A 23,126-nucleotide genomic window follows, 5' to 3' on the forward strand; every position below is an offset into this window, starting at 1 on the left:
TCCACCCCCTCTGCCCGGACTACGCCCCAGCCTACGCCCGCGATGCCTGCACGATGTCCAGGATCTCGCGCGCGGCCACCGGGATGTTGGTGCCCGGGCCGAAGATCGCGGCAACGCCCGCCTGACGCAGAAAGTCGTAGTCCTGCTGCGGGATCACGCCGCCGCAGATCACGATGATCCCGTCGGCGCCCTTGTCCTTGAGCGCGCGGATCAATTGCGGCGCCAGCGTCTTGTGGCCCGCCGCCTGGCTCGAGATGCCGACCACGTGGACGTCGTTGTCCACCGCGTCCTGCGCCGCCTCGTCGGGGGTCTGGAACAGCGGTCCCACGTCCACGTCGAAGCCGATATCGGCGAAGGCGGTGGCGATCACCTTGGCCCCGCGGTCGTGGCCGTCCTGGCCCATTTTGACGACCAGCATCCGCGGGCGGCGGCCTTCTTCCTCGGCAAAGGCTTCCACGTCGCGCTGGATCTGGGCGAACCCCTCGTCGCCGTCATAGGCGGCACCGTAGACGCCGGCGAGCGTCCTCACCTCGGCGCGATGGCGGCCGAACACGTCCTCCATCGCCATGCTGATCTCGCCCACGGTGGCGCGGGCGCGGGCGGCCTCGACGGCCGCTTCCAGCAGGTTCCCGCCCTCGCGCGCGCGGCGCGTCATCTCGGCCAGCGCGGCGTCGCAGGCCGCCTTGTCGCGGGTGGCGCGGATGGTTTCCAGCCGGGCGATCTGGCTGGCGCGGACCTTCACGTTGTCGATGTCGAGGATGTCGATCGGGTCCTCGCGGTCCTTGCGGTAGCGGTTGACGCCGACGATGACTTCCTCGCCGCGGTCGATCATGGCCTGGCGGCGGGCGGCGGTCTCCTCGATCCGCAGCTTGGGCTGACCGGTGGCGACGGCCTTGGTCATGCCGCCCATCGCTTCCACTTCCTCGATGATCGCCCAGGCCTTGTCGGCCAGTTCGGCGGTCAGGCTTTCGATGTAATAGGACCCGGCCAGCGGATCGACGACATGGGTGATCCCGGTTTCCTCTTGCAGGATCAGCTGCGTGTTCCGCGCGATCCGGGCCGAGAAGTCGGTCGGCAGCGCGATCGCCTCGTCGAGCGCGTTGGTGTGCAGCGACTGGGTGCCGCCCAGGGCGGCGCTCATCGCCTCGTACGCGGTGCGGACGACGTTGTTGTAGGGGTCCTGTTCCTGCAACGACACGCCCGAGGTCTGGCAATGGGTGCGCAGCATCAGCGACGACTGCTTCTTCGCGCCGATGTCCGACATGATCCGATGCCACAGCAGCCGCGCGGCCCGCAGCTTGGCGATTTCCATGAAGAAGTTCATGCCGATGGCGAAAAAGAACGACAGGCGGCCCGCGAAGTCGTCCACGTCCATGCCGGCGGCCATCGCGGCGCGGACGTATTCGCGCCCGTCCGCCAGCGTGTAGGCCAGTTCCTGCACCAGGTTCGCGCCCGCTTCCTGCATGTGATAGCCGGAAATCGAGATCGAGTTGAACTTGGGCATTTCCGCCGAGGTGTAGCCGATGATGTCCGCGATGATCCGCATCGAGGGTTCGGGCGGATAGATGTAGGTGTTGCGGACCATGAACTCCTTGAGGATGTCGTTCTGGATCGTGCCCGACAGGACGGCGCGGGAATGGCCCTGTTCCTCGCCCGCCACGATGAAGTTCGCGAGGATCGGGATCACCGCGCCGTTCATGGTCATCGACACCGAAACCTTGTCGAGCGGGATACCGTCGAACAGGATCTTCATGTCCTCGACGCTGTCGATGGCGACGCCCGCCTTGCCCACGTCGCCTTCGACCCGCGGGTGGTCGCTGTCATAGCCCCGGTGCGTGGCCAGGTCGAACGCGACCGACACGCCCTGCTGCCCGGCGGCGAGATTGCGGCGGTAGAAGGCGTTCGATTCCTCCGCCGTCGAAAAGCCCGCGTATTGCCGGATCGTCCAGGGCCGGCCCGCATACATCGTCGCGCGAGGGCCGCGTGTGAACGGCTCGATCCCCGGCAGGCTGCCCATGTGCGGCAGGTCCTGCGTGTCGGCCGAGGTGTACAGCGGCTTGACGCGGATCCCTTCAAGCGTGTCCCAGTCCAGCGTCTCGGGTGCTGCGCCCTTGAGCTCTTTGCGGGCAAGGTCGTTCCACTGGTCGAGCGTTGGCTTGGGGTCGGTCATCACGTGGTCCTTTAAGGCGGCGGGCGCGTCACTATACTTGCGAAAACGAGGCGAGGCACAGATGCTATCGATGCGATGGACGGCAGGATTGGCGGCAATGATGGTGGCGGCAATGGGGGCAGGGACCCCGCCCGCGCCGGGACCCGCATCCACGCCCGCATCTGACGCAGCGTCAGGTCCGGCAGAGCGTCCTTCTGTGCGTCCGGCCGCGCCCGCCGCCGTCCAGGCCCCCGATCTGGCGCTGCACCAGGCATCCGGGGTCGCGCCCGAGGATTTCGTGTTCGCCTCGCGCCCCGTCGTCGTCTTTGCCGATACGCCCGACGACCCGGCCTTCCGGTCGCAGCTGGACCTCATCGCGCGCGACGCGGCGTATCTTGCGCAGCGCGACGTGGTGGTGGTGGTCGACACAGATCCGGCGCAGCAATCGGCGTGGCGGCGCAAGCTGCGGCCGGTCGGCTTCTCGCTCGTGATCCTCGACAAGCAGGGGGTGCTGGTCGATCGAAAGCCGTTCCCGTGGAGCGCGCGGGAAATCGGCCGGGCGATCGACAAGACGCCCGAAAGCCGGGCCGAAAATGCTCGGGCGCGCGCGGGGAATGCAGGGGCGGAATGACGCCAGAGGAAAGATTGGCCGACATTTGCCGCGCGCGATTGAAACCCCCGGCAATGGGCTATTGAATACGGGCGTTATCGTTCCTATTCTTTGCGAGCAGGAACAGGAGCCCGCGAATGAGCACCACATCCTACAACCCGCCGCCGATTACCGGCCGGACCGGTCCGAAGCCGGGCTACTGACCGCGCGTCCGCCGCGCGCGTTTGCGCCGGTTCCGCGCCCGTCGATGTTGCTGCGGATCGCCAGCAGCGCGGTCTGCCCCATCTCCACCGCCTCGACCTTCATCGCGATATAGTCGCGATACATCGACGCCGCCCGTTCCGGGCCGATCTTGGCCAGATCAATGCTCCTAAGATCGGCGATCATCGCCACGATGGCGTTGAGCTGGCTGTAGTAAAGGACGACCGGATCGACGGTGTCGCGCGGCAGCACGTGGATCTCGCCCACGATCGCGTTGAAGATGGCGTCGTTGCGTTCCGACGGGATCACCGGGAAATAGCCGGGCTCGTCCACGATCCGCGCCGCGATCCGCGCGCCGTAAACCGCGACATCGTCGCGTTCGAGAACGGCGAGATAGGCGCGGATTTCAGCGAACAGCGCGCGTTGCACGTCGCGCACCCGCTCGGCCCGCAGGCGGTCGTCGCGCCGGCGGTTCTGCCAACCCACGACCCACCAGCCGATCGCCAGGAACAGCCCCGCGATGACCGCCTGCTGGGCCTGCGGCGACAGAAGATCGTCAAGCGGCGCCATCAGGAACTGGCCCCGACGGGAACCCGGCCGGGTCCCGGCGCGTCAGTCCGCAACAGACCGGAAGGAACCGCCATCATGGAACGAGTCGTCACCATCCCGCTTAGCGAGGCCGACATGGACAAGCTGCACGGAAGAGCGCGCCCGCTCGTCATCGCCGCGCCGTCCAAGGGCGACGGCCGCGTGACCGAGCAGCTGCGCATCCTCGAGGCGGCGGCGCACGGGCTTGGCGAACGCGACATGCCGGTGCTGACCGATTTCGGCGGCGTGGACGGGTTCGAGCTGCGCCTGATCGGCAAGGACGGGACCGTCAAGCGCCGGTTCGAGACGCCGGTCGATGCCGAGACCTTGTTCGAAATCGTGGACGCGATGCCGATGCGGCAGGACGAGATGGAGCGCGACGGCGACCCGGGCTGAGACGCAGCCTGCGACCCGGCCCGAGACCCGGCCAGCGCCGGGCCGGCGGGCGGACGCTTTCGTCCCTGTGCCGCGCCGCCGGTCAACTCACTCGAACTCCATGATGACGTCGTCCACCTTCAGGCTTTCGCCCGCGCTGGCGGCGACCGACTTGACCACGCCCTTGCGCTCGGCCCGCAGGATGTTTTCCATCTTCATCGCCTCGACGGTGGCGAGCGGCTGGCCTTCCTGCACCTCGTCCCCGGTGGCGACGTTGATGCGGACGACAAGGCCCGGCATCGGGCACAGCAGGAACTTCGACGTATCGGGCGGCAGCTTTTCGGGCATCAGCCGCGAAAGCTCGGCCGCGCGGGGGCTGCGGACGTGGGTGCGCAGGTCCGCGCCGCGCGTGCGCAGGCGGTAGCCGGCGGGGATCCGTTCGACCTTCATGACCAGCGGCGCGCCGTCCACCATGATCTCGGCCAGGGCCATGCCGGGCTTCCACCCGCTTTCCAGGCGCAGGTCGCGCCCGCCCACGGTCACGGTCGAGCCCGCCTTGTCGGCCCGAACGCGCACCGGGAACTCGCGCCCGTTCAGGCCCACGACCCAGTCCTCGCCCACGCGGCGCTCGTGGTTGCCCAGCCGCCCGGTGATCTGGGTGCGGCGGATTTCGGCCACGCGGTGCATGGCGGCGGAGGCGGCGGCGATCCGTTCCAGCTCGGCGTCGGGCAGGGTCACGCCGGCGAAGCCTTCGGGGTATTCCTCGGCGATGAACGCGGTCGAGATGTCGCCCGACACGAAGCGCGGATGGTCCATGACCGCAGACAGGAACGGCAGGTTGTGCCCGATCCCCTCGACCTCGAAGCTGTCGAGAGCGCTGCGCATGGCGTCGATGGCGGCGGCGCGGTCGGGGGCCCAGGTGCAGAGCTTGGCGATCATCGGGTCATAGAACATGCTGATCTCGCCCCCTTCATAGACGCCGGTGTCGTTGCGGATGGCGGCGTCGCCCACGGCGGGCGCCGTGCCCGCGACCGACGGCACCCAGCGGTCGTTCGCGGCCAGCGGGCCGCCCGCGACCTCGGCGGGGGGCCGGTAACGGGTCAGGCGCCCGATCGAGGGCAGGAAGTTGCGATACGGGTCCTCGGCGTAAAGCCGGCTTTCGATCGCCCAACCGTCGATCGACAGGTCGGCCTGCGCGAAGGGCAGCGGCTCGCCCGCCGCGACGCGGATCATCTGCTCGACCAGGTCGATCCCGGTGATCAGCTCGGTCACCGGATGCTCGACCTGAAGTCGGGTATTCATTTCAAGGAAGTAGAAGTTCTTGTTCGCGTCGACGATGAACTCGACCGTGCCGGCGCTGGCGTAGCCCACGGCCTTGGCCAGCGCGACCGCCTGCTCGCCCATCGCCGCGCGGGTGGCGGGGTCGAGGAACGGCGAAGGGGCCTCTTCGATGACCTTCTGGTTGCGGCGCTGGATCGAACATTCGCGTTCATGCAGATAGACGCAGTTGCCGTGCGCGTCGGCCAGCACCTGGATTTCGATGTGGCGCGGTTCGGTCACGAACTTTTCGATGAAGATGCGGTCGTCGCCGAAGCTGCTGGCGGCTTCGCTTTGCGACGAGGCGAACCCCTCGCGCGCCTCGTCGTCGTTCCACGCGATCCGCATGCCCTTGCCGCCGCCGCCCGCGCTGGCCTTGATCATCACCGGATAGCCGACCTGGGCCGCGATCCGCGCCGCCTCGTCCGCGTCGCCGATCAGCCCCATGTAGCCCGGAACGGTCGAGACGCCGGCGTCCTGCGCGATCTTCTTCGACGTGATCTTGTCGCCCATCGCCTGGATCGCGGGCGAGGGCGGACCGATGAAAACCACACCCTCTTTCTCAAGGGCGGCCGCGAAGTTCATGTTCTCGCTAAGGAAGCCATAGCCGGGGTGAACGGCTTCGGCGCCGCTGCGGCGGACGGCGTCCATGATCTTGTCGATGACGATATAGGACTGGTTCGCGGGCGACGGGCCGATGTGGATCGCCTCGTCCGCCATCTTGACGTGCAGCGCGTTCCGGTCTGCATCCGAATAGACCGCCACCGTCGCGATGCCCATCTTCTTCGCGGTCTTGATGACGCGGCACGCGATTTCGCCGCGATTGGCAATCAGGATCTTCTGGAACATGCGGCGCGCCTTGAACTGGACATGGAAAGGCCGCCCGGAATGAAGCGTCCGGGCGGCCGGGATGGTGGTTCGGAACGGTCGCGTCGGGCGCGACCGTCCGCCGTCAGCTTACTGGCACAACCGGACGTCGTCGCACAGCGCGCCGCCGACCGCACCGATCGCGGCGCCGCCGGCGACCGATTTGCCCGACAGGTCGGCCACGACCGCGCCGGTGCCGGCGCCGATGATCGCGCGGTCCAGGTCGGTCGGCTGGATGTTCTGGGTGCAGCCGGCAAGCAGGGCAGCGCCAAGGCCAGCGACGAGCAGCAGTTTCTTCGACATCTGGTGTCTTTCTTTTCTGTGGGCGCGGGCTCCGCGAGGGGCTGTCCGGCGGCCGTGATGGTCAGGTCGCGCGCCGCCCGGGGAAGGGCCGGCGCGCGGGTCGGATTACTGGCAGACGCCCACGTCGTCGCAAAGCGCGCCGCCGGCCGCACCGATGAGGGCGCCGGTCGAGGCTTTCTCGTCAAGCGCCTTGGCGATGACCGCACCGGCGACGGCGCCGCCCGCGGCGCGCTGCGCGTCGGCGGGGATGCCGGTCTGGTAGCCGTAGCCGGGGTAGCCGCCCTGTGCGCAGGCCGACAGGCCAGCGGCCAGAAGCGCGACAGCGGCGACGCGAGCGATGAACTTGGTTTGCATTTTCCCATGCCTGTATTGAGGGCCCTTTTCCGGGCCGATTGGATAACACACGGCGTAACTATGTCACGGAGGTTACATCCGTCAAACTGACAAGCCGGTGATGGATGCGGCATCGGCGCACTCATGCCAACGTCCCGTGCCTGCGGCCCTTTTCCGGCAAGTGCCGCACCGGTCCGGCCGGGCGGATTGCTGGCGGTCAGGGTCGGGGTCAGCGGCGGCGCGGCGCGGTGCGCGATCATGCGTCGGCTTCGTCCCCGGCATCGTCGTCATCGTCCCAGTCGTCGTCGTCCCAGCCGAAGTCGGGCGGACTTTCGACCGCGAACAGCTCGGGGAACGACGCCTCGGCCTTTTTCAGATCGACCTTCAGCAGCTGCTCGTAGCTGGTGGGGTCCAGCTTGCCGACGGCCACGACCTCGCGCCCCAGAAGCCAGGACAGGCGGCCCGCGTCGAGATTGCCGCGCTCGAACGGCTCGTCGCCGAACTGGCGGATCAGCGCGGCCATGAAGCCCGCGTCGGCGCGGCGGTCGGCGGGCTGGCGGTCGCGGTAGCGTTCGCGGGCGACGAGCTTGGTCGCGCCCTTCTTGTTGGCGCGACGCACCGTGAACTGGAAATCGGTCGAGGGAAGGCGGCCCGGAAAGCCGCGGTGCTTCAGCATGGCATGGCTTTCAGGCAGACGGCGGGCTGCGCCGGTTGCGGGCCGGCCAATTCGGCCGACCCGCGCACGGCAGGATCAGTTGCCATACTTGCCGGCGAACACCGGCTCGGGGGTGACGACCGGCTGCACGACCGGCGGGGGCGGCTGCTGGCAGCCTGCGACGACGCCGGCCAGAACCAGCACCAGTGCGATCTTCTTCGACATGTTCCCATGCTCCTGTTTCGCGGGGGTTTCGTGCCCCGACTGCTCGGTTGAAGGCCCGCTCGGCGCGGGCCGCCCCCGATCATACAGGCCGCCGCGCCGCCGTCACGGCCGGGCCCCCGCGCGCCGGCACCGCCGCCCGCGCCCTGTGGCGCGGCTGCATCATGGGCGCAAGGCGGCCGCGCGCCGCTCACCACGGTTCCCAGATGCAGGCGTCGCGGTCGGGCGGAATGCGGAACCCCTCGAACAGCTGGACCACCGCGGGGTCGAAGGTGCCGAACTCGCTTTCCGCCGAGGCGAGCGAGATCACGACCTGTGACGGGCGGTCGGCCATGTCCCTGACCTGCGGCAGGGCCACGTTCTCGCACAGCCAGACCACGTCGATATGGTTGGGATCCTGCATCAGGACGTCGGGCGCCGCGGGCAGGGGAATGTCGGCGTCGGCTGCGGCCTCGGCGCCCGCCTGAACGGGCGGGACGGGCAGGTCGAACGCCTCTTCCGGGATCATCTCGCCCGCCTGCGCTTCGATGGCGTCGACGGGGGAGGCGGGGGCTGCGCCGGGTGCGTCGCCCCCAGCCTGGTCGCCCCCGGTGTGGTCGCCCCCGGTGTGGTCGCCCCCGGTCTGATGGCCCTTGGTCAAGTCGGTCGCGGGGGTGTCGGGGGGCAGCACCTCGAACACGGGCCCGTCGTCCATTCCCGCGCCGCCGTCCACCGCCGCGTCCCCGGCCGGCGTTCCGCTGAGCGAGCCGTCGTTCAGCGCGGCCTCATCCTCGGCGCTGAGAGGCTCGTCGGTATAATCCTGGATCCCCTCGGCCCCGATCTCGGGCACCTGGGCGGCAAGCGCCGGCATGACGAAACGGAACCGCGACACCAGCCCCATGCCCGCGACCTGCTCGGTCAGCACCTCCTGCAGCCAGACCTCGGTCCCCGACGGCACGGCCAGCTGCGTGCCCGAGGCGGCACCCACGGCAAGCGCGGTCGTGAAAAGCAGGTCGAATTGGCTCATTGCAATGTCGTGGTGGCGGCAAAGGGCAGGGGGCGAGATGCAGGGGGCGAGGGGCAAGCGGCGTCAAAGCGGGATGTTGTCGTGCTTCTTCCAGGGGTTGCTCAGCTGCTTGCCGCGCAGGCTGGCCAGCGCGCGGGCGACCCGGCGGCGGGTCGAATGGGGCTGGATCACCTCGTCGATGAAGCCCTTTTCGGCCGCGACGAAGGGGTTGGCGAAGCGGTCCTCGTAGTCCTTCGTGCGCGCCGCGATCTTGTCGGCGTCGCCGAGTTCCGAGCGGTACAGGATCTCGACCGCGCCCTTGGCGCCCATCACCGCGATCTCGGCCGTGGGCCAGGCATAGTTGAAATCGCCGCGCAGGTGCTTTGACGACATCACGTCGTAGGCCCCGCCGTAAGCCTTGCGGGTGATGACCGTGACCTTGGGCACCGTCGCCTCGCCATAGGCGAACAGCAGCTTCGCCCCGTGCTTGATGACGCCGCCATATTCCTGCGACGTGCCAGGCAGGAAGCCGGGCACGTCGACCAGCGTCAGGATCGGGATGTTGAAGGCGTCGCAGAAGCGCACGAACCGCGCGGCCTTGCGGCTGCTGTCAATGTCCAGCACGCCCGCCAGCACCATCGGCTGGTTGGCGACAACGCCGACCGTCTGCCCCTCGATCCGGACGAAGCCGGTCAGTGTGTTGCCCGCGAAGTCGCGCTGGATCTCGTAGAAGTCGCCCTCGTCGGCGATCTTCGCGATCAGCTCCTTCATGTCGTAGGGCTGGTTCGGGTTGTCGGGAATCAGCGTGTCCAGCGACGCCTCGACCCGCGCGGGATCGTCGAAGAACGGCCGGGTGGGCGCGCGGTCGCGGTTCGACAGCGGCAGGAAGTCGAACAGGCGGCGGATTTCGGTCAGCATCTCGACATCGTTGTCGAACGCGCCGTCCGCGACGGAAGATTTCTTGGTGTGGGTCGAGGCGCCGCCGAGCTGTTCGGCCGTCACGACCTCGTTCGTCACGGTTTTCACGACGTCCGGGCCGGTCACGAACATGTAGGACGTGTCGCGCACCATGAAGATGAAGTCGGTCATGGCGGGCGAATAGACCGCGCCGCCCGCGCAGGGCCCCATGATGAGCGAGATCTGCGGCACCACGCCCGATGCCAGAACGTTGCGCTGGAACACGTCGGCATAGCCCGCAAGGCTCGCCACCCCTTCCTGGATGCGGGCCCCGCCGGAATCGTTGATGCCGATCACGGGCGCGCCGTTCTGCATCGCCATGTCCATGATCTTGCAGATCTTCTGCGCGTGGGTTTCCGACAGCGAGCCGCCGAACACGGTGAAGTCCTGCGAAAAGACATAGACCATGCGGCCGTTGATCGTGCCCCAGCCGGTCACGACGCCGTCGCCGTAGGGGCGGTCCGCCTCGATCCCGAAGTCGGTCGAGCGGTGGCGCACGAACATGTCGAACTCCTCGAAGCTGTCCTCGTCCAGCAGCAGCTCGATCCGTTCGCGGGCGGTCAGCTTGCCGCGGGCGTGCTGGGCATCGATTCGGCGCTGCCCGCCGCCCAGCCGTGCTTCGGCGCGGCGCTGGTCGAGCTGTTCCAGGATGTCCTTCATGCGGTCTCCGTTCGTTTCGTCGCGGTCCGGCCTAGGGGTGGCGTCCGTCGGGTCGTGAAAGGGACACTACTTGCGGCCGCGGCGGTGGCAAACATCTAATCCGTGCGCTTGCGCGCGGCGGGACGCAGCGAAAAGCGACGAAGCGGGTCGGTTGCGGCGCGATCGGCGGCCTTGACGGAGGCGGGGCCGCGCGACAATCAGTCGGCATGGGATTGAACGTCAGCCTTGATGCGATCGCGGCCAACTGGCGCAGCCTTGCGGCGCGCGCGCCTGCCGCGCGAACCGCCGCGGTGCTGAAGGCGGACGCTTATGGCACCGGCGCGGCACGGGTCGCGCCCGCGCTTTATGCGGCCGGCGCGCGCGATTTCTTCGTGGCGCTGCCGCACGAGGGGCGGGCGATCCGCCCGCTGCTGGCGCCCGACGCGCGTATCTTCGTGCTGTCGGGCCCGCTTGCGGGTGACGCCGATCTGGATGGGCTGATCCCGGTCCTGAACAGCGCCGAGCAGTTCTTCCGCGACCGGGTCACGCGGAAGAAGGGGGCGTTCGCCATCCAGCTTGATACCGGCATGAACCGGCTGGGGATGGAGCGGGCGGAATGGGCGGCCGTGCGGGCCGAGGCGCTGGAAGCCGTAACCGATCACGGCACCGGCCCGGCGCTCGTCATGTCGCACCTGGCCAACGCCGACGAGCCCGACCATCCGTCGAACCCGGCCCAGTTGGCCGAGTTCCGGGCAATGACCGACGGCATCGCCGCGCCGCGCAGCCTTGCGGCGACGGGCGGCGTCCTGCTGGGGCCGGATTACCACTTCGACCTGACCCGGCCGGGGATCGGCCTCTATGGCGGGCTGCCATTCAGGGGTGCGCGTCCGGTCGTGTCGCTGGACCTGCCGGTGATCCAGACGCGGCCCGTCCGCGCGGGCGAATGCGTGGGCTACGGCCATGCCTGGACGGCCCCGCGCGACGGCCGCATCGCCACGGTCGCGGCGGGCTACGCGGACGGCATCCCGCGCGCGCTGTCGGGCGCGGGGCTGCGCCTGTGGGCCGGGGACCGCGCCTGCCCGGTGGTCGGGCGGGTGTCGATGGACCTGATCACGGTGGACGTGACCGGACTGGACCGCGTGCCGCCGGTCCTGTCGCTTCTGAGCGAACGGCAGACGGTGGACGAGGTGGCGTCACTTGCCGGGACCATCGGGTATGAGATCCTGACCTCGCTCGGGTCGCGCTATCCGCGCAGCTGGACGGGCGATCAGGAGCCGGCAGCGTCGCCGCCGCCGCAGATGCCCCGACCCTGAGGCGCGGATCGCGCGCGCGCACGGCGCCTTCCAGCCGCCGCCCCCCAGCTTGCCCTTGCGCTGGACCGCCCGGCTTGCGACCATGACCCCACGCTCGCCACCCTCTCTTTCGCCCGCCAACCCCTTCGACGAGGATCGCTCTTGGGTCTTGCCCCGACCATTTCGGCAGCCGCCGAAACGCAGATCGAATTTCCCGACAACCGGCTGCTGATCGACCTTTGCGGCCCCCACGACCGGCACCTCGCCAGGATCGAACAGGCGCTTGGCGTCCACATCCTGCGCCGGGGCAACCTGCTTGCGGTAGTCGGCCCGGCCGACGCGCAGGGCGACGCGGCCGGAGTCCTGCGCGGGCTTTACGCGCGCCTCGAACAGGGCCGCCCGGTCGAGCCGGGCGACATCGACGCGGCGTTGCGGATGACCCTGGACAACGGCACCCGTGGCCCGACGCCGGCCGAACAGCTGGAAATGTTCGCGCACGGTCCGGTCGAGCTGCGGACCCGCAAGAAGGTGGTCGAGCCGCGCACCGACGCGCAAAAGGACTATGTGCGCTCGCTGTTCGCCAACGAACTCGCCTTCGGGATCGGGCCTGCGGGCACCGGCAAGACCTATCTCGCCGTCGCGGTCGGCGTTACGATGCTGATCGGGGGCCAGGTGGACCGGATCGTCCTGTCGCGCCCCGCGGTCGAGGCGGGCGAGCGGCTGGGCTTCCTGCCCGGCGACATGAAGGAGAAGGTCGATCCCTACATGCAGCCGCTCTACGACGCGCTGAACGACTTTCTGCCGCAAAAGCAGATGCAGAAGCTCATGGAGGAAAAGCGGATCGAGATCGCGCCGCTGGCGTTCATGCGCGGGCGCACGCTTGCCTCCAGCTTCGTGGTGCTGGACGAGGCGCAGAACGCGACCTCGATGCAGATGAAGATGTTCCTGACCCGCCTTGGCGAAGGGTCGCGCATGGTCATCACCGGCGACCGCACCCAGGTGGACCTGCCGCGCGGCGTGCAGTCGGGGCTGTCGGACGCCGAGCGCATCCTGAAGGGCGTGCCGGGGATCAGCTTCAGCTACTTCACCGCGCAGGACGTGGTGCGCCACCCGCTGGTCGCCCGCGTGATCCAGGCCTACGACGCCGCCGACGAGAACGCGCAGGCACGGGTGGCAGGCGCCGAAATGCGCGGCGAGTATCCGTCGCGCAAGAACCCGTTCGCGGGCGGGACGCGCGCGGCTGCGGGGCTGGATGCGGGGCATGACGCGGGGCCGGGGTCCGGGGCTGCCGGCGATGCGGGCGCGGGCACAGGTGCTGGAACGGGTGAGGGGCAGGGCGCATGAGCGTGCAGGCGAACGCCCCCGACCGGGTCCCGCCGGTCGATATCGTCATCGAGGACGAGCGCTGGATCGACGCGGGCCTTGAAGACCTGTCGAGCCGCGCGGTGGCGGCGACGGCGCAGTATCTCGGCCTCGGCCCGGTCGAGGTGGTGGTGCTGGGCTGCAACGACGAGCGGATCGCGGGGCTGAACGATCATTTCCGGGGCAAGTCCAGGCCCACGAACGTCCTCAGCTGGCCCGTCAACGACCCCGAGCCGCGCGACCCCGGGGCACGGCCCGCGCTTCCATCCGGCCACGGCCGCCACGCGGGCGACATGATCGAACTGGGCGACATCGCCATCAGCTACGACACCTGCCTGCGCGAGGCGGATGAGCAAGGCAAGCCGCTGGCCGACCACGTGGTCCACTTGGTCGTCCACGCCACGTTGCATCTGATCGGCTACGATCACGAAATCGACGCCGACGCCGAAACCATGGAGGGGTGCGAGCGTTCGGTGCTTGGCCTGCTGGGCATCCCCGACCCCTATGCGGACAGCCTCGCGGCGTCCGCCGGCGGCGCGGACGACCGGCGCCCGGCCACGCACGAAGCTTCGCACCAAGACACTGAGCAAGGCGCCTGATCCGATGAACGACCCCCGAAGTCCCGACACCTCCGGTTCCGACGCCGAGGGCGGCTGGCCCGACAGCGACGGGAGCGGGGGACGGGAACCGCCGGAACCGCGCGGCTTCCTGGGCCGGATTTTGGGGCGGCTTGGCGGCGCGGGCGCGGACAGTGATGACGTCCCCGCCTCGATGATGGAGGCGGCGGTCGCGGGGACCGCGCCAAGCATCCTCAATCTGCGGCGCAAGTCGGTGGACGACGTGGCGGTCACGCGCGCCGATATCGTGGCCGTGCCGGTGGACGTGACGCTGCCCGACCTGGTCGAGGTGTTCCGCGAACACGGCTATTCGCGGGTGCCGGTGTTCCGCGGCAACCTGGACCAGCCGCTGGGGCTGATCCACCTGAAAGATTTGGCGATGAAGCACGGCTTCGGCGCGCGGACGCCGATCCGCTTTGCCGTCCGGCCGATGCTGCGGCCGCTGCTTTACGTCCCCGGCAGCATGCCGATCGGCGCGCTCTTGCAGCAGATGCAGCAGAAGCGCATCCACATGGCGCTGGTGATCGACGAATACGGCGGGGTGGACGGTCTCGTCACCATCGAGGACCTGATCGAGCAGGTGATCGGCCAGATCGACGACGAGCACGACGACAGCGAGGATGCGATCTGGGTGGCCGAGCGGCCGGGCCAGTGGATGATCCTTGCCCGCGCGCCGATGGAGGAAGTCGAGCGGCAGACCGGCCTGCGCCTCGCGTCGGCCGGCGACGACGACGAGGTCGATACGCTGGGCGGTCTGATCTTCATGCTGGCCGGGCGGGTCCCCGCGCGGGGCGAGGTCATCACCCACGAAAGCGGCGCCGAGTTCGAGGTGGTGGACGCCGACGCCCGCCGCATCAAGCGGGTCCGGCTGCGCCTGCCCGACATGCCGGCCACCGGTTCGACCCTGTAACCCCTTAGCCGAGCGCGGAAAACGCGGGCGCGTAGGCGATGCGCGCGTGGTCGGGCACGTGCGGGCCGGTGGCTTGCAGGAACGGGCCCGCATAGGGGCAGTCCCAGCCCACCGGACGAAAGCCGAAGCGGCTGTAGAAGCGGGGCTCGCCCAGCACCACGACGGTGTGGCCGGGCCGCGCGGCCAGCGCCGCCCTGACCAGCGCCGAACCGATCCCCCGACCCTGATGCCGCGGCTCGACGGCGACCGGCGCGAGCGCCAGCGCCGGGAACGGCGCGGCAAGCGGCGACAGCGCCACATGCCCGACGATGCCGCCGTCGTCATTGACCGCCACCAGCGACAGGTCGAGGTCGCCATCGCGGCGCAGTTGGTCCACCAAAGCGGCCTCGGCGCCCGGTTCGCCCCCGTTTGCAAAGGCGGCGTTCAGAACGGCGGCGATGGCACCGGCGTCGACGGCGCGCTCGGGCCGCAGGCCGGTCACGCCTGCGTCCGCTCGATCAGCGCCATCGCGGCGGCGGGGTTGGCGGCCTTGTGGCCCGAGATGACGAACAGGAACACGTCGCGCGCACCGGACCTTGCAGGCGCGGCGATCCCCGGCAGGTCGTCGGGCTGCTGCCCCCCGGCCAGCGCCCGGGCGCGGTCCGCCCAGGTGTCGAGCGCGGCGGGCGGGTAGCCCTTGGGGTGCCCCTCGGTCGTGCCCGTGATCCGCAGGTAGCTGAAGTCAACGGTCTGGTCCGCGATCAGCGGGTAGTCGCTGTCGCCCGCCAGCACGATCGCCACGTTGCGGTCGCGGCAGGCGTCCACCGCGGCCGCATCGGCGAATGACGGGTGGCGCAGCTCGACCGCGTGGCGCAGGGCCACGTCGCCCGCGCGCCCGGGCAGCAGGTCCAGAAAGGCGCGGAAATCGTCGGGCTCGAACTTCTTGGTGGGCGGCAGCTGCCACAGCAGCGGCCCCAGCTTCGCGCCCAGCCTGTCGAGCCCGCTTTCGACGAAGCGGCCGATCGATTCGCCGCCCTCGGCCAGCACCTTGCGGTTGACGGCGTAGCGGGGCGCCTTGACGGCAAAGACGAAATCCTCGGGCACGGCGTCGTGCCACGCCTGGAACGTCTCGGGCTTCTGGGTGCGGTAGAAGGTGCCGTTGACCTCGATCGCGGACAGCTGCATCGCGGACCACGACAGCTGGTCCTTCTTCCTGAGATCGGCGGGGTAGAAGCTGTCGTCCCACGGCTCGAAGGTCCAGCCGCCGACGCCGATGCGGATGCTGCCCGCGCTGCCCTTGCCCGTCATGATCGTTCCCCCCCGCATGGATGTGGGCGCACCATCGGCCGATGCGCGGGCGGGGACAACCCGTCCCGCGGCAAGGAAGCCGCTGCCCGTGACGGTCAGGCCGCGTCGATGCGGTGGATGTCCCGGGCGATCCCCGCCGTCGCCGCCGCCCATGCGCTCGCCATCGTGCGCGCCTTGTGCGCCTTGAGCGCGGCGTCACCCGTGAACAGCTCCTCGACCTGCCAGACGAGCGGGTCGTCGGTCTGGGCGATGTCGAAATGCAGACAGCCCGCCTCGGCCCGGCTGGCCGCCACGTGATCGGGCAGATGCGTCAGCACCGCCATCAGCTGCGCGGCGTCGGCACAGCGCAGCTGGCCCGACAGGGCGATCTGGTCGCCAATGGGCGCTGGACGGCCGTGCCCGGCGGAGGGCCCGTGGTGACGGCCGCAGGCGCAGGTCATGGCCGGGCCTTCGGGCAGCGGCGCGCAGCCGGGTTCACACACGCCCTCACGCCGCCGGCGGCGACGCTCGAATCGCCTGGCTGAAATCTCATCGCGCTTCGTCCTTTCCTGCCGCCCGGCCGTTCGTCATACCGCGTCGCCGCGCTGAAGCATGATGCCCAGCTCCTCGACGTCAAGGTCGCGTTCCAGTTCGTGCAGGACCTCGTCCTCGATCAGCCCGGCGCGGTGCAGGCGGATCAGCTCGTCCCGACCGGCGGCCATCGCGTCCAGCTTGATGCCCCAGTGGGGCTGCAACTTTTCCATCGCCACCTCGGCGTTCGCGGCATAGCGGTCGGTCAGTTCGACCCGGCGGCGGTGTTCCTTGAGCAGCTGGGGGTGCAGCAGGGTGCCGTCGTCGCCGTAGACGAGTTCCTCGACGCGGGCGAGGCGCGCGCGCGTCATCGCGGCCTCGGCGGCAGGCAGGCGCACGGGCGCGGGCGGATCGAGGTCCTGCGGGTTGACCAGCCGGATCACCCAGCCCAGCGTCGATCCCTGCAGGATCACGGTGACAAAGATCGCGGCGAATGCCGCGAGCAGCATCAGGTCGCGCCCCGGCATCTCGGCCGGCAGCGCCAGCGGCACAGCCAGCGTCACGACGCCCCGCATGCCCGCCCATCCCAGCACGGTCGCCTGCCGCCACCCCATCGGCCGCGCCCGGCGCCAGCCCGCCCGGACGGCGGCGCGCAAGATCGCCTCGGACCCGAAGACATAGGCGAAGCGGGCCGCGATGATCGTCACGACGACCGCCACGACGGCCTGGATCATCGCCGGCGGCATCGCGCCCGCGCCGCCCACCCGGTCGATCGCGCCGCGCAGCGAAAAGCCGATCAGGATGAACACCAGCGCCTCGAGCACGAAGGAGAATATCTGCCAGAACGAGGTGCCGAGGATCCGCTCGGCCGCCGTCCAGACGGTGTGCTGGTACCAGCCCAGCACCAGCCCCGCGGCCACCACGGCGATGACGCCCGACACCTCGACCGCCTCGGCGGCGATATAGGCGGTCCAGCTGAGAAGCACGGTCACGATGACCATCAGCACGCGGTCGTCCAGGCGCCGAGCGATGAACACCCAAAGATAACCGCAGGCAAGTCCCACCGCCGCGCCGCCCACGGCCACGACCGCGAAGCCGCCAAGCGCTTGGCCCGCGTCGAACGTGCCGCTGAGGGTCGCGGCCACGGCAAAGCGCAGCAGCACCAGCCCGGTCGCGTCGTTGAGCAGGCTTTCCCCCTCCAGCAGCGTCGTCACCCGGCGCGGCAGCGGCACGTTCTTGAGAACCGCGCGCGCCGACACCGCGTCGGGCGGCGACACGATCGCGCCGAGCGCGAAGCACGCGGCCCAGGGCAGGGACGGCACGATGATGTGGACGACGACACCGACCGCCAGCGTGGTGAAGACGACCGCCCCGACCGCAAGCGACAGGATCCCCGGCAGGAGCCTGCGGAACCGCCCCAGCGCCGTGTAGAACGCCCCGTCGATCAGCAGCGGCGGCAGGAACAGGACCAGCACCAGTTCCGGGTCGAGCGAGATTTCCGGCAGGCCCGGGATGAAGGCAAGCGCCCCGCCGCCGACCAGCAGCGCGGTGGCGGGCGGCACGTGCAGCCGCGACGCCAACCAGTAAAGCGCGACCACGACGCCAAGAAGGGCAAGGACAAGTTCGAACGCTTCGACAGCAGGCATGATGGCTTCCTCTCGGTCCTGCCCCGGCGCGGGTCTGACGGTGGCGTGCGATCCGGCGGACCCATCGGCGCAGGACCGCTCGAGCCTGCGGTGCAACGGCCCGGGCTTCAAGGTGGCGCGTCAAGACCAAGGGCGCTTGCCGCCGGGTTAGGTCCATGTTAACAGCGTTACCATGATCGACGAGACCGACCCGGACAGCGCCCCGAAGCGGGGATATCACCACGGCGACCTGCGAAGCGCGCTGGTCTGCGAAGGGCTGCGCCTGCTTGCAGCCCAGGATGCCGATACCCTGTCGCTGCGCGAGGTCGCGCGGGCGGCGGGGGTAAGTGCCACCTCGGTCTACCGGCATTTTCCCGACAAGACGGCGTTGCTGACCGCGCTTGCGGCGCAGGGGCTGGCGCAGCTCGGCGCCGAACAGACCGCCGCGGCGGAGGCCGCGGGAGGGGGCGAGGCGGGGTTCCTTGCGACCGGCCGCGCCTATGTGCGGTTCGCCCGCGCGAACCCGGCACTGTTCCGCCTGATCTTCGCCACGCCCATCCTCAGCGCCGCGCAGGACATGGACCCGGCGGAGTCCGACGCCAACAGGATCCTTCAGGCGAACGCCGTCGATGCCGCCGCCCGCGACGGCACCGAGGCGCGCGTCCATGCGCTCCGTAGCTGGGGCCTGGTCCACGGGATCGCGATGCTCGCGCTCGACGGACAGATCGAGATCGACGACGCGATGATCGACGCGGTGATCGCGTGACCGGTGTGTGCGGCGCCCCCGCCCGCGTCCTTTCGCGCGCGGCGCGGCGCGGACGCCGCTGAACCCGAAACTTCCCCACGACAAGAAAGCAAAGCCGATGCTCACCCATCCTGCCGATCCGCTACGTCGCGGACGTCGCCGCCACCACCGCCTTTTACGAAGGGCTGGGCCTGCGCCACGACCGCGCGGCCAGCTTCGCCCCCGTCTATCAGCACCTGCAGGTCGGGGCGGGGGCGCTGGGGATCCACGATGCGGGCGCATCGAAGGGCCGGCCGATCGGCACGGTGGAGCTGAACTTCATGACCGACGAGCCGCTGGACGACGTGGCCGCGCGGCTGGCGGAAGCAGGCTATGCCTTCACGCTTCACGACGAGGATTTCGGGCGCAGCCTGCGCGTCGTCGATCCCGACGGCATCATGGTCCAGATCCAGCGCATCGACCCGGACGTGTCGCGCCGTTCGGCCGGCGAACTTGCCGGCGCGGCGGACTGACGGACGCGGATCGGGGTCAGGTCATGGATGATTTGCTGATCGTGGTGCTGTGCCTCGCGCCCCTGGCGGTTGGCGGGCTGATCCGGGGCCGGACGCCTGCGGAACGGCGCCGGCTGGCGGCACTGGGGATGGGGCTTGCCTTCTGCTTCTTCGCGCTGGGTCATGTGGCCATTCACGACCGGATGGTGCGGATGCTGCCGGAATGGTTGCCCGGCCGCAGCCCGCTGGTCCATGCGACCGGCGCGCTCGAGGTGCTGATCGCCGCGGGGCTGATGTCGCCCCGGTGGCAGCGGGTCGCGGCGCGCGCGGCGATGGTGGTGCTGGTCCTGTTCTTTCCGGCCAACGTCTATGCGGCTTTCGCGGGCACGTGGGACGTGCCGGGGCAAGAGGGTCCGGGCTACCTGTGGATCAGGGCCCCGTTGCAGCTGTTCCTGCTGGCCTGGGCCGCCTGGCCTGCCTTTGGCGGGCGGGATTCCGAAGGCACGGCGGGGCGACCCGTCCGCGACGATCGAACCAACAACGAAACTGCAGCATGACGGAGGACAGGATGACGCAGAAAGATGGACACGACTCGCAGCGGGATGCGGGGCAGGGCAGTGCCCGCAAGGTCGCGGTCTATGGCGCGACGGGCCACACGGGGCGCCTCGTCGTCGGGGAACTGCTGCGGCGCGGGTTTAACCCGATCGCGGTCGCCCGCGATCAGGCGACCCTGTCCGCCGCCGATTTTCAGGGCGGCGACGTGACCCGGCGGGTGGCGGCGGTGGACGACGCGGCGTCGCTCGATCGCGCGCTCGAGGGGGCGCTTGCGGTCGTCAACTGCGCCGAGGCGTTCCTTGACACGGCCGACGCCGTCGCCGGGGCGGCGGTACGGGCGGGGATCCATTATCTCGACGTGACCGCCGAGCAGCCGAGCGCGGCCGCCACGCTCGAGGATTTCGACGCGCCCGCGATCGAGGCCGGGGTGGTCGTGATCCCCGCGATGGGTTTCTACGGCGGGTTCGCGGACCTGCTTGCCACGGTCGCGACCGATGGCTGGGACAGCGTGGACAGCATCGACGTGATGATCGGCCTGGACAGCTGGCAGCCGACGCGCGGGACGCGACTGACGGGCGCGCGCAACACCGCCCGCCGCATGGTGATCGAGGGCGGCGCGCTGGTCCCGGTCGACCTGCCGGCCCGCGAACGGGGCTGGCAATTCGCCGCCCCCATCGGCCCGCAGCCGATGCTGGAGGTCCCGTTTTCCGAGGTGGTGCTGATCGCCCGGCACCTCGCGCCCACGACGCTGCACACCTATCTCAGCGCCAACGCGCTCGGCGATATCCGCAACGAGGCGACGCCTGCGCCCACCCTGGACGAAACGGGGCGGTCGCCCCAGCATTTCGCGGTCGAGGTGGTGGCGACGGCCGGGGACAAACACCGGCGGGTGAAGGCCGCGGGCCGCGACATTTACGCGTTCTCGGCGCCGCTGGTCTGCGAGGTGGTCGAGCGCATCCTTTCCCCCGGCTTCGACCATCGCGGCGCGTTCGCCCCGGGCGAAATCCTCGACGCGGGGGACGTTCTGCGGTCGCTGAGCGAGGGCCACATCACGCTGGCGGTAGAGGCCGGTTAAGGGCGAGGTCAGTCAAGGCCGGACGGCGGCGCGATGCTGCCGTCCGGTCACTCCCACTCGATCGTGCCGGGCGGCTTCGACGTGATGTCGTAGGTCACGCGGTTGATGCCCTTGACCTCGTTGATGATGCGGGTCGCGGTTTCGCCCAGGAACTCGTGCGTGAAGGGGTAGTAGTCGGCGGTCATGCCGTCCACCGATGTCACCGCGCGCAGCGCGCAGGCGAAATCGTAGGTGCGGCCGTCGCCCATGACGCCGACCGTGCGGACGGGAAGGATGGCGACAAAGGCCTGCCAGATTTCGTCGTAAAGGCCGTGGCGACGGATCTGGTCGATGTAGACGGCGTCGGCGCGGCGCAGGATCTCCAGCTTCTCGCGCGTGATCTCGCCGGGGCAGCGGATCGCGAGGCCGGGGCCGGGGAAGGGGTGGCGGCCGATGAAGCGGTCGGGCAGGCCCAGCTCGCGGCCAAGCGCGCGGACCTCGTCCTTGAAAAGTTCGCGCAGCGGCTCGACCAGCTTCAGGCCCATCTTTTCGGGCAGGCCGCCCACGTTGTGGTGCGACTTGATCGTGACCGACGGCCCGCCTGAAAAGCTGACAGACTCGATCACGTCGGGGTAAAGCGTGCCCTGGGCCAGGAACTTCGCCCCGCCGACCTCGGCCGCGTGTTTCTGGAACACGTCGATGAACAGGCGGCCTATGGTCTTGCGCTTGACCTCGGGGTCGCTGACGCCTTCCAGCTCGCCCAGGAACAGGTTGGACTCGTCGGCGTGGATCAGCGGGATGTTGTAGTGGTGGCGGAACATGGTCAGGACCTCGTCCGCCTCGCCCTGCCGCAGCAGGCCGTGGTCCACGAAAACGCAGGTTAGCTGGTCGCCGATCGCCTCGTGGATCAGGACCGCCGCGACGGACGAATCGACGCCGCCCGACAGGCCGCAGATGACCTTGGCGTCGCCCACCTGCTCGCGGATGCGGCGCACGGCCTCGGCCCGGTAGCCGGCCATCGTCCAGTCGCCGGTGAACCCGGCAAGGCGGACGAAGTTCTCCAGCATGACGCGGCCGTTGCGGGTGTGATGCACCTCGGGGTGGAACTGGACGGCGTAGAAGCGGCGCGACTCGTCCGCGATCATGGCGAGGGGGGCGCCCGGCGAGGTGCCGATCACCTGGAACCCCGGCGCAATCGCGGTCACGCGGTCGCCGTGGCTCATCCACACCTCCTCGCGCCCGTCGGAGAATAGGCCCGCGAAGATGCCGTCGCCGGCGTGGCCCGGCGCGGGCGTCACAAAGGCGCGGCCGTATTCGGCGTGGTGGCCCGCCTCGACCCGGCCGCCGAGCTGTTCCATCATCGTCTGCTGGCCGTAGCAGATGCCGAACACCGGGACGCCCAGCTCGAACACCGCCTGCGGGGCGCGGGGGCTGCCGGGCCGGGTCACGCTGTCGGGGCCGCCCGACAGGATCACCGCCTGCGGCGGGTCGGCGCGCAGGTCGGCGTCGCTGATCGACTGGTAGGGGCGGATCTCGCAGAAGATGCCGAGTTCACGCAGGCGGCGCGCGATGAGCTGCGTCACCTGGCTGCCGAAATCGATGATGAGAAGGCGCTGATGCTGGGTCATGGCCAGCGATTAAGCCAGCCGCGTCCGCCCGGCAAGCGGGGTCAGGCGCGCCAGAGCCGCGAGAGCGCGGCGACGGGGTCATCGGCCGACCAGATCTCGGGGCCGATGGCGACGAAGTCGGCGACTGGCCACAGCTTTTCGACCAGGTCGGGGTCGAGCGCGCCTTCGGCGACGACCGGAACCTCGATCATCTCGGACCACCACTGGAAGAGGTCGATCGGCGCGGGTTCCGCGTTGCCCAGCAGCGTCGCGCCGCAGGGGCCGAACGCCACATAGTCGGCCCCGGCCTCGCCCGCGCTCATCCCCTCGTGCCGCGACGTGCCGCAGAACGCGCCGACGATGGCATCGGACCCCAGTTCCTTGCGGGCATAGCGCACGGTGCGCGCGCCGTCGGTCAGGTGGACCCCGTCAAGCCCGTGCGCGCGGGCGATCGCCACGTGGTTTTCGATCACCACCGCCACGTCGCGGGCATGGGCGATGTCGCGGACGAGATCGGCAAGGCGGCCCAGCGCGCCCTCGTCCCCCGTTCCGGGCAGGCGCAGGCAGGCGACGGGATGGGCGCCCAGCACCGCGGCCAGCCGGTCCGACAGCTCGGTTTCGGCGACCAGCGACGGCGCGATCAGGTAAAGCTGCGGCGCGTCCGGGACGGTCAGGTCGGTCATGGCGTGTTCCCCGTTGATCGGCCGCAGATACATGAGCGCGCGCCGCGTTGGAAGGCCGGTCCGTCGCGGCCTGTTGCGGTGCGGGCCGTTGCGCCGCGCGCAAGGTTAAGGGGCGGTTAACGCCCTGTTGCGACCTTGCGCGCGATGACTGCGCCCATGCCCGGCCCGACACGGCCTGGCCCCGCGC

24 protein-coding genes and 1 pseudogene are annotated in these 23,126 nt (G+C 69.8%); 10 read left to right on the plus strand and 15 right to left on the minus strand.

Annotated elements, in window-relative coordinates; translation table 11 throughout:
- Nucleotides 1–31: 31 nt before the first annotated feature.
- Nucleotides 32–2,170, minus strand: a complete 2,139-nt coding sequence (gene scpA, locus FNF32_RS04945; protein WP_131674460.1) for a methylmalonyl-CoA mutase — start codon at nucleotides 2,168–2,170, stop codon at nucleotides 32–34.
- A gap of 196 nt (nucleotides 2,171–2,366) precedes the next feature.
- On the opposite strand from scpA, the gene FNF32_RS04950 reads away from it, so the two are divergent.
- A complete protein-coding gene (locus FNF32_RS04950; RefSeq protein WP_246087693.1) occupies nucleotides 2,367–2,780 on the plus strand; it encodes a DUF4174 domain-containing protein in 414 nt (137 codons plus the stop codon).
- A 147-nt stretch (nucleotides 2,781–2,927) separates the two neighbouring features.
- Here FNF32_RS04950 and FNF32_RS04955 read toward each other — a convergent pair whose 3' ends face one another.
- A complete protein-coding gene (locus tag FNF32_RS04955; RefSeq protein ID WP_131674461.1) occupies nucleotides 2,928–3,530 on the minus strand; it encodes a hypothetical protein in 603 nt (200 codons plus the stop codon).
- A 75-nt stretch (nucleotides 3,531–3,605) separates the two neighbouring features.
- On the opposite strand from FNF32_RS04955, the gene FNF32_RS04960 reads away from it, so the two are divergent.
- Nucleotides 3,606–3,944 carry a DUF4174 domain-containing protein gene (locus tag FNF32_RS04960; protein WP_131674462.1) on the plus strand — a complete coding sequence of 113 codons (339 nt, stop codon included), beginning with the start codon at nucleotides 3,606–3,608 and terminating at the stop codon, nucleotides 3,942–3,944.
- A gap of 87 nt (nucleotides 3,945–4,031) precedes the next feature.
- Here the strand turns inward: FNF32_RS04960 and FNF32_RS04965 are convergent, their stop codons facing one another.
- The 7 genes from FNF32_RS04965 to FNF32_RS04990 form a co-directional block, all read right to left on the minus strand.
- Nucleotides 4,032–6,089, minus strand: a complete 2,058-nt coding sequence (locus FNF32_RS04965; RefSeq protein WP_131674463.1) for an acetyl-CoA carboxylase biotin carboxylase subunit — start codon at nucleotides 6,087–6,089, stop codon at nucleotides 4,032–4,034.
- Nucleotides 6,090–6,197: 108 nt separating this feature from the next.
- Nucleotides 6,198–6,410, minus strand: a complete 213-nt coding sequence (locus FNF32_RS04970; protein WP_131674464.1) for a hypothetical protein — start codon at nucleotides 6,408–6,410, stop codon at nucleotides 6,198–6,200.
- Between the two features lie 105 nt (nucleotides 6,411–6,515).
- Nucleotides 6,516–6,764 carry a hypothetical protein gene (locus FNF32_RS04975; RefSeq protein ID WP_131674465.1) on the minus strand — a complete coding sequence of 83 codons (249 nt, stop codon included), beginning with the start codon at nucleotides 6,762–6,764 and terminating at the stop codon, nucleotides 6,516–6,518.
- Between the two features lie 235 nt (nucleotides 6,765–6,999).
- A complete protein-coding gene (locus FNF32_RS04980; RefSeq protein WP_131674466.1) occupies nucleotides 7,000–7,419 on the minus strand; it encodes a hypothetical protein in 420 nt (139 codons plus the stop codon).
- 75 nt (nucleotides 7,420–7,494) lie between these two features.
- On the minus strand, nucleotides 7,495–7,623 hold the full coding sequence (locus FNF32_RS15735; protein ID WP_281285643.1) for a hypothetical protein: 129 nt from the start codon (nucleotides 7,621–7,623) through the stop codon (nucleotides 7,495–7,497).
- Nucleotides 7,624–7,810: 187 nt separating this feature from the next.
- Nucleotides 7,811–8,626, minus strand: a complete 816-nt coding sequence (locus FNF32_RS04985; protein ID WP_143796499.1) for a DUF6497 family protein — start codon at nucleotides 8,624–8,626, stop codon at nucleotides 7,811–7,813.
- Nucleotides 8,627–8,689: 63 nt separating this feature from the next.
- Nucleotides 8,690–10,222 carry an acyl-CoA carboxylase subunit beta gene (locus tag FNF32_RS04990; protein WP_131674995.1) on the minus strand — a complete coding sequence of 511 codons (1,533 nt, stop codon included), beginning with the start codon at nucleotides 10,220–10,222 and terminating at the stop codon, nucleotides 8,690–8,692.
- 206 nt (nucleotides 10,223–10,428) lie between these two features.
- Here FNF32_RS04990 and alr point away from each other — a divergent pair, with 206 nt between their 5' ends.
- The 4 genes and pseudogenes from alr to FNF32_RS05010 all read left to right on the plus strand — a co-directional run bounded on the left by alr (nucleotide 10,429) and on the right by FNF32_RS05010 (nucleotide 14,382).
- Nucleotides 10,429–11,514, plus strand: coding sequence for an alanine racemase (gene alr / locus FNF32_RS04995; protein WP_131674996.1), 1,086 nt, complete (start codon nucleotides 10,429–10,431; stop codon nucleotides 11,512–11,514).
- A 141-nt stretch (nucleotides 11,515–11,655) separates the two neighbouring features.
- Nucleotides 11,656–12,645 (plus strand): annotated as a pseudogene (locus tag FNF32_RS05000) (PhoH family protein); the annotation flags it as partial.
- A 188-nt stretch (nucleotides 12,646–12,833) separates the two neighbouring features.
- Nucleotides 12,834–13,454, plus strand: a complete 621-nt coding sequence (ybeY, locus tag FNF32_RS05005; RefSeq protein ID WP_131674998.1) for an rRNA maturation RNase YbeY — start codon at nucleotides 12,834–12,836, stop codon at nucleotides 13,452–13,454.
- 4 nt (nucleotides 13,455–13,458) lie between these two features.
- Nucleotides 13,459–14,382 carry a hemolysin family protein gene (locus FNF32_RS05010; protein WP_131674999.1) on the plus strand — a complete coding sequence of 308 codons (924 nt, stop codon included), beginning with the start codon at nucleotides 13,459–13,461 and terminating at the stop codon, nucleotides 14,380–14,382.
- A 4-nt stretch (nucleotides 14,383–14,386) separates the two neighbouring features.
- On the opposite strand, the gene FNF32_RS05015 is transcribed toward FNF32_RS05010, so the two are convergent.
- From FNF32_RS05015 to FNF32_RS05030, 4 genes are all read right to left on the minus strand, one after another.
- Nucleotides 14,387–14,863, minus strand: a complete 477-nt coding sequence (locus FNF32_RS05015; protein WP_131675000.1) for a GNAT family N-acetyltransferase — start codon at nucleotides 14,861–14,863, stop codon at nucleotides 14,387–14,389.
- The gene (locus tag FNF32_RS05020) at nucleotides 14,860–15,669 is read right to left on the minus strand and encodes a DUF72 domain-containing protein (RefSeq protein ID WP_131675001.1); all 810 of its coding nucleotides are present in this window, start codon (nucleotides 15,667–15,669) and stop codon (nucleotides 14,860–14,862) included. The genes FNF32_RS05015 and FNF32_RS05020 overlap by 4 nt, the downstream gene beginning before the upstream one ends.
- Nucleotides 15,670–15,764: 95 nt before the next feature.
- Nucleotides 15,765–16,109 (minus strand): putative quinol monooxygenase, encoded by a 345-nt coding sequence (locus FNF32_RS05025; RefSeq protein ID WP_131675002.1) that lies wholly within the window; start codon nucleotides 16,107–16,109, stop codon nucleotides 15,765–15,767.
- A 126-nt stretch (nucleotides 16,110–16,235) separates the two neighbouring features.
- Entirely contained in the window at nucleotides 16,236–17,825 is a 1,590-nt protein-coding gene (locus tag FNF32_RS05030; RefSeq protein ID WP_143796500.1) for a Na+/H+ antiporter, read from the minus strand.
- 172 nt (nucleotides 17,826–17,997) lie between these two features.
- Here FNF32_RS05030 and FNF32_RS05035 point away from each other — a divergent pair, with 172 nt between their 5' ends.
- The 4 genes from FNF32_RS05035 to FNF32_RS05050 all read left to right on the plus strand — a co-directional run bounded on the left by FNF32_RS05035 (nucleotide 17,998) and on the right by FNF32_RS05050 (nucleotide 20,670).
- Nucleotides 17,998–18,570, plus strand: a complete 573-nt coding sequence (locus FNF32_RS05035; protein ID WP_131675004.1) for a TetR/AcrR family transcriptional regulator — start codon at nucleotides 17,998–18,000, stop codon at nucleotides 18,568–18,570.
- A 116-nt stretch (nucleotides 18,571–18,686) separates the two neighbouring features.
- The gene (locus FNF32_RS05040) at nucleotides 18,687–19,061 is read left to right on the plus strand and encodes a VOC family protein (RefSeq protein WP_281285644.1); all 375 of its coding nucleotides are present in this window, start codon (nucleotides 18,687–18,689) and stop codon (nucleotides 19,059–19,061) included.
- 23 nt (nucleotides 19,062–19,084) lie between these two features.
- Nucleotides 19,085–19,597 (plus strand): DoxX family protein, encoded by a 513-nt coding sequence (locus tag FNF32_RS05045; protein WP_131675006.1) that lies wholly within the window; start codon nucleotides 19,085–19,087, stop codon nucleotides 19,595–19,597.
- 11 nt (nucleotides 19,598–19,608) lie between these two features.
- Nucleotides 19,609–20,670, plus strand: a complete 1,062-nt coding sequence (locus tag FNF32_RS05050; RefSeq protein WP_143796501.1) for a saccharopine dehydrogenase NADP-binding domain-containing protein — start codon at nucleotides 19,609–19,611, stop codon at nucleotides 20,668–20,670.
- A gap of 47 nt (nucleotides 20,671–20,717) precedes the next feature.
- On the opposite strand, the gene guaA is transcribed toward FNF32_RS05050, so the two are convergent.
- Both guaA and FNF32_RS05060 read right to left on the minus strand, forming a co-directional pair.
- On the minus strand, nucleotides 20,718–22,277 hold the full coding sequence (guaA, locus tag FNF32_RS05055) for a glutamine-hydrolyzing GMP synthase (RefSeq protein WP_131675008.1): 1,560 nt from the start codon (nucleotides 22,275–22,277) through the stop codon (nucleotides 20,718–20,720).
- Nucleotides 22,278–22,318: 41 nt separating this feature from the next.
- Nucleotides 22,319–22,939, minus strand: a complete 621-nt coding sequence (locus tag FNF32_RS05060; RefSeq protein WP_131675009.1) for a thiamine phosphate synthase — start codon at nucleotides 22,937–22,939, stop codon at nucleotides 22,319–22,321.
- Nucleotides 22,940–23,126: the final 187 nt, after the last annotated feature.

This window comes from Paracoccus marinus (assembly GCF_007018965.1).
Taxonomy (GTDB): domain Bacteria; phylum Pseudomonadota; class Alphaproteobacteria; order Rhodobacterales; family Rhodobacteraceae; genus Paracoccus; species Paracoccus marinus.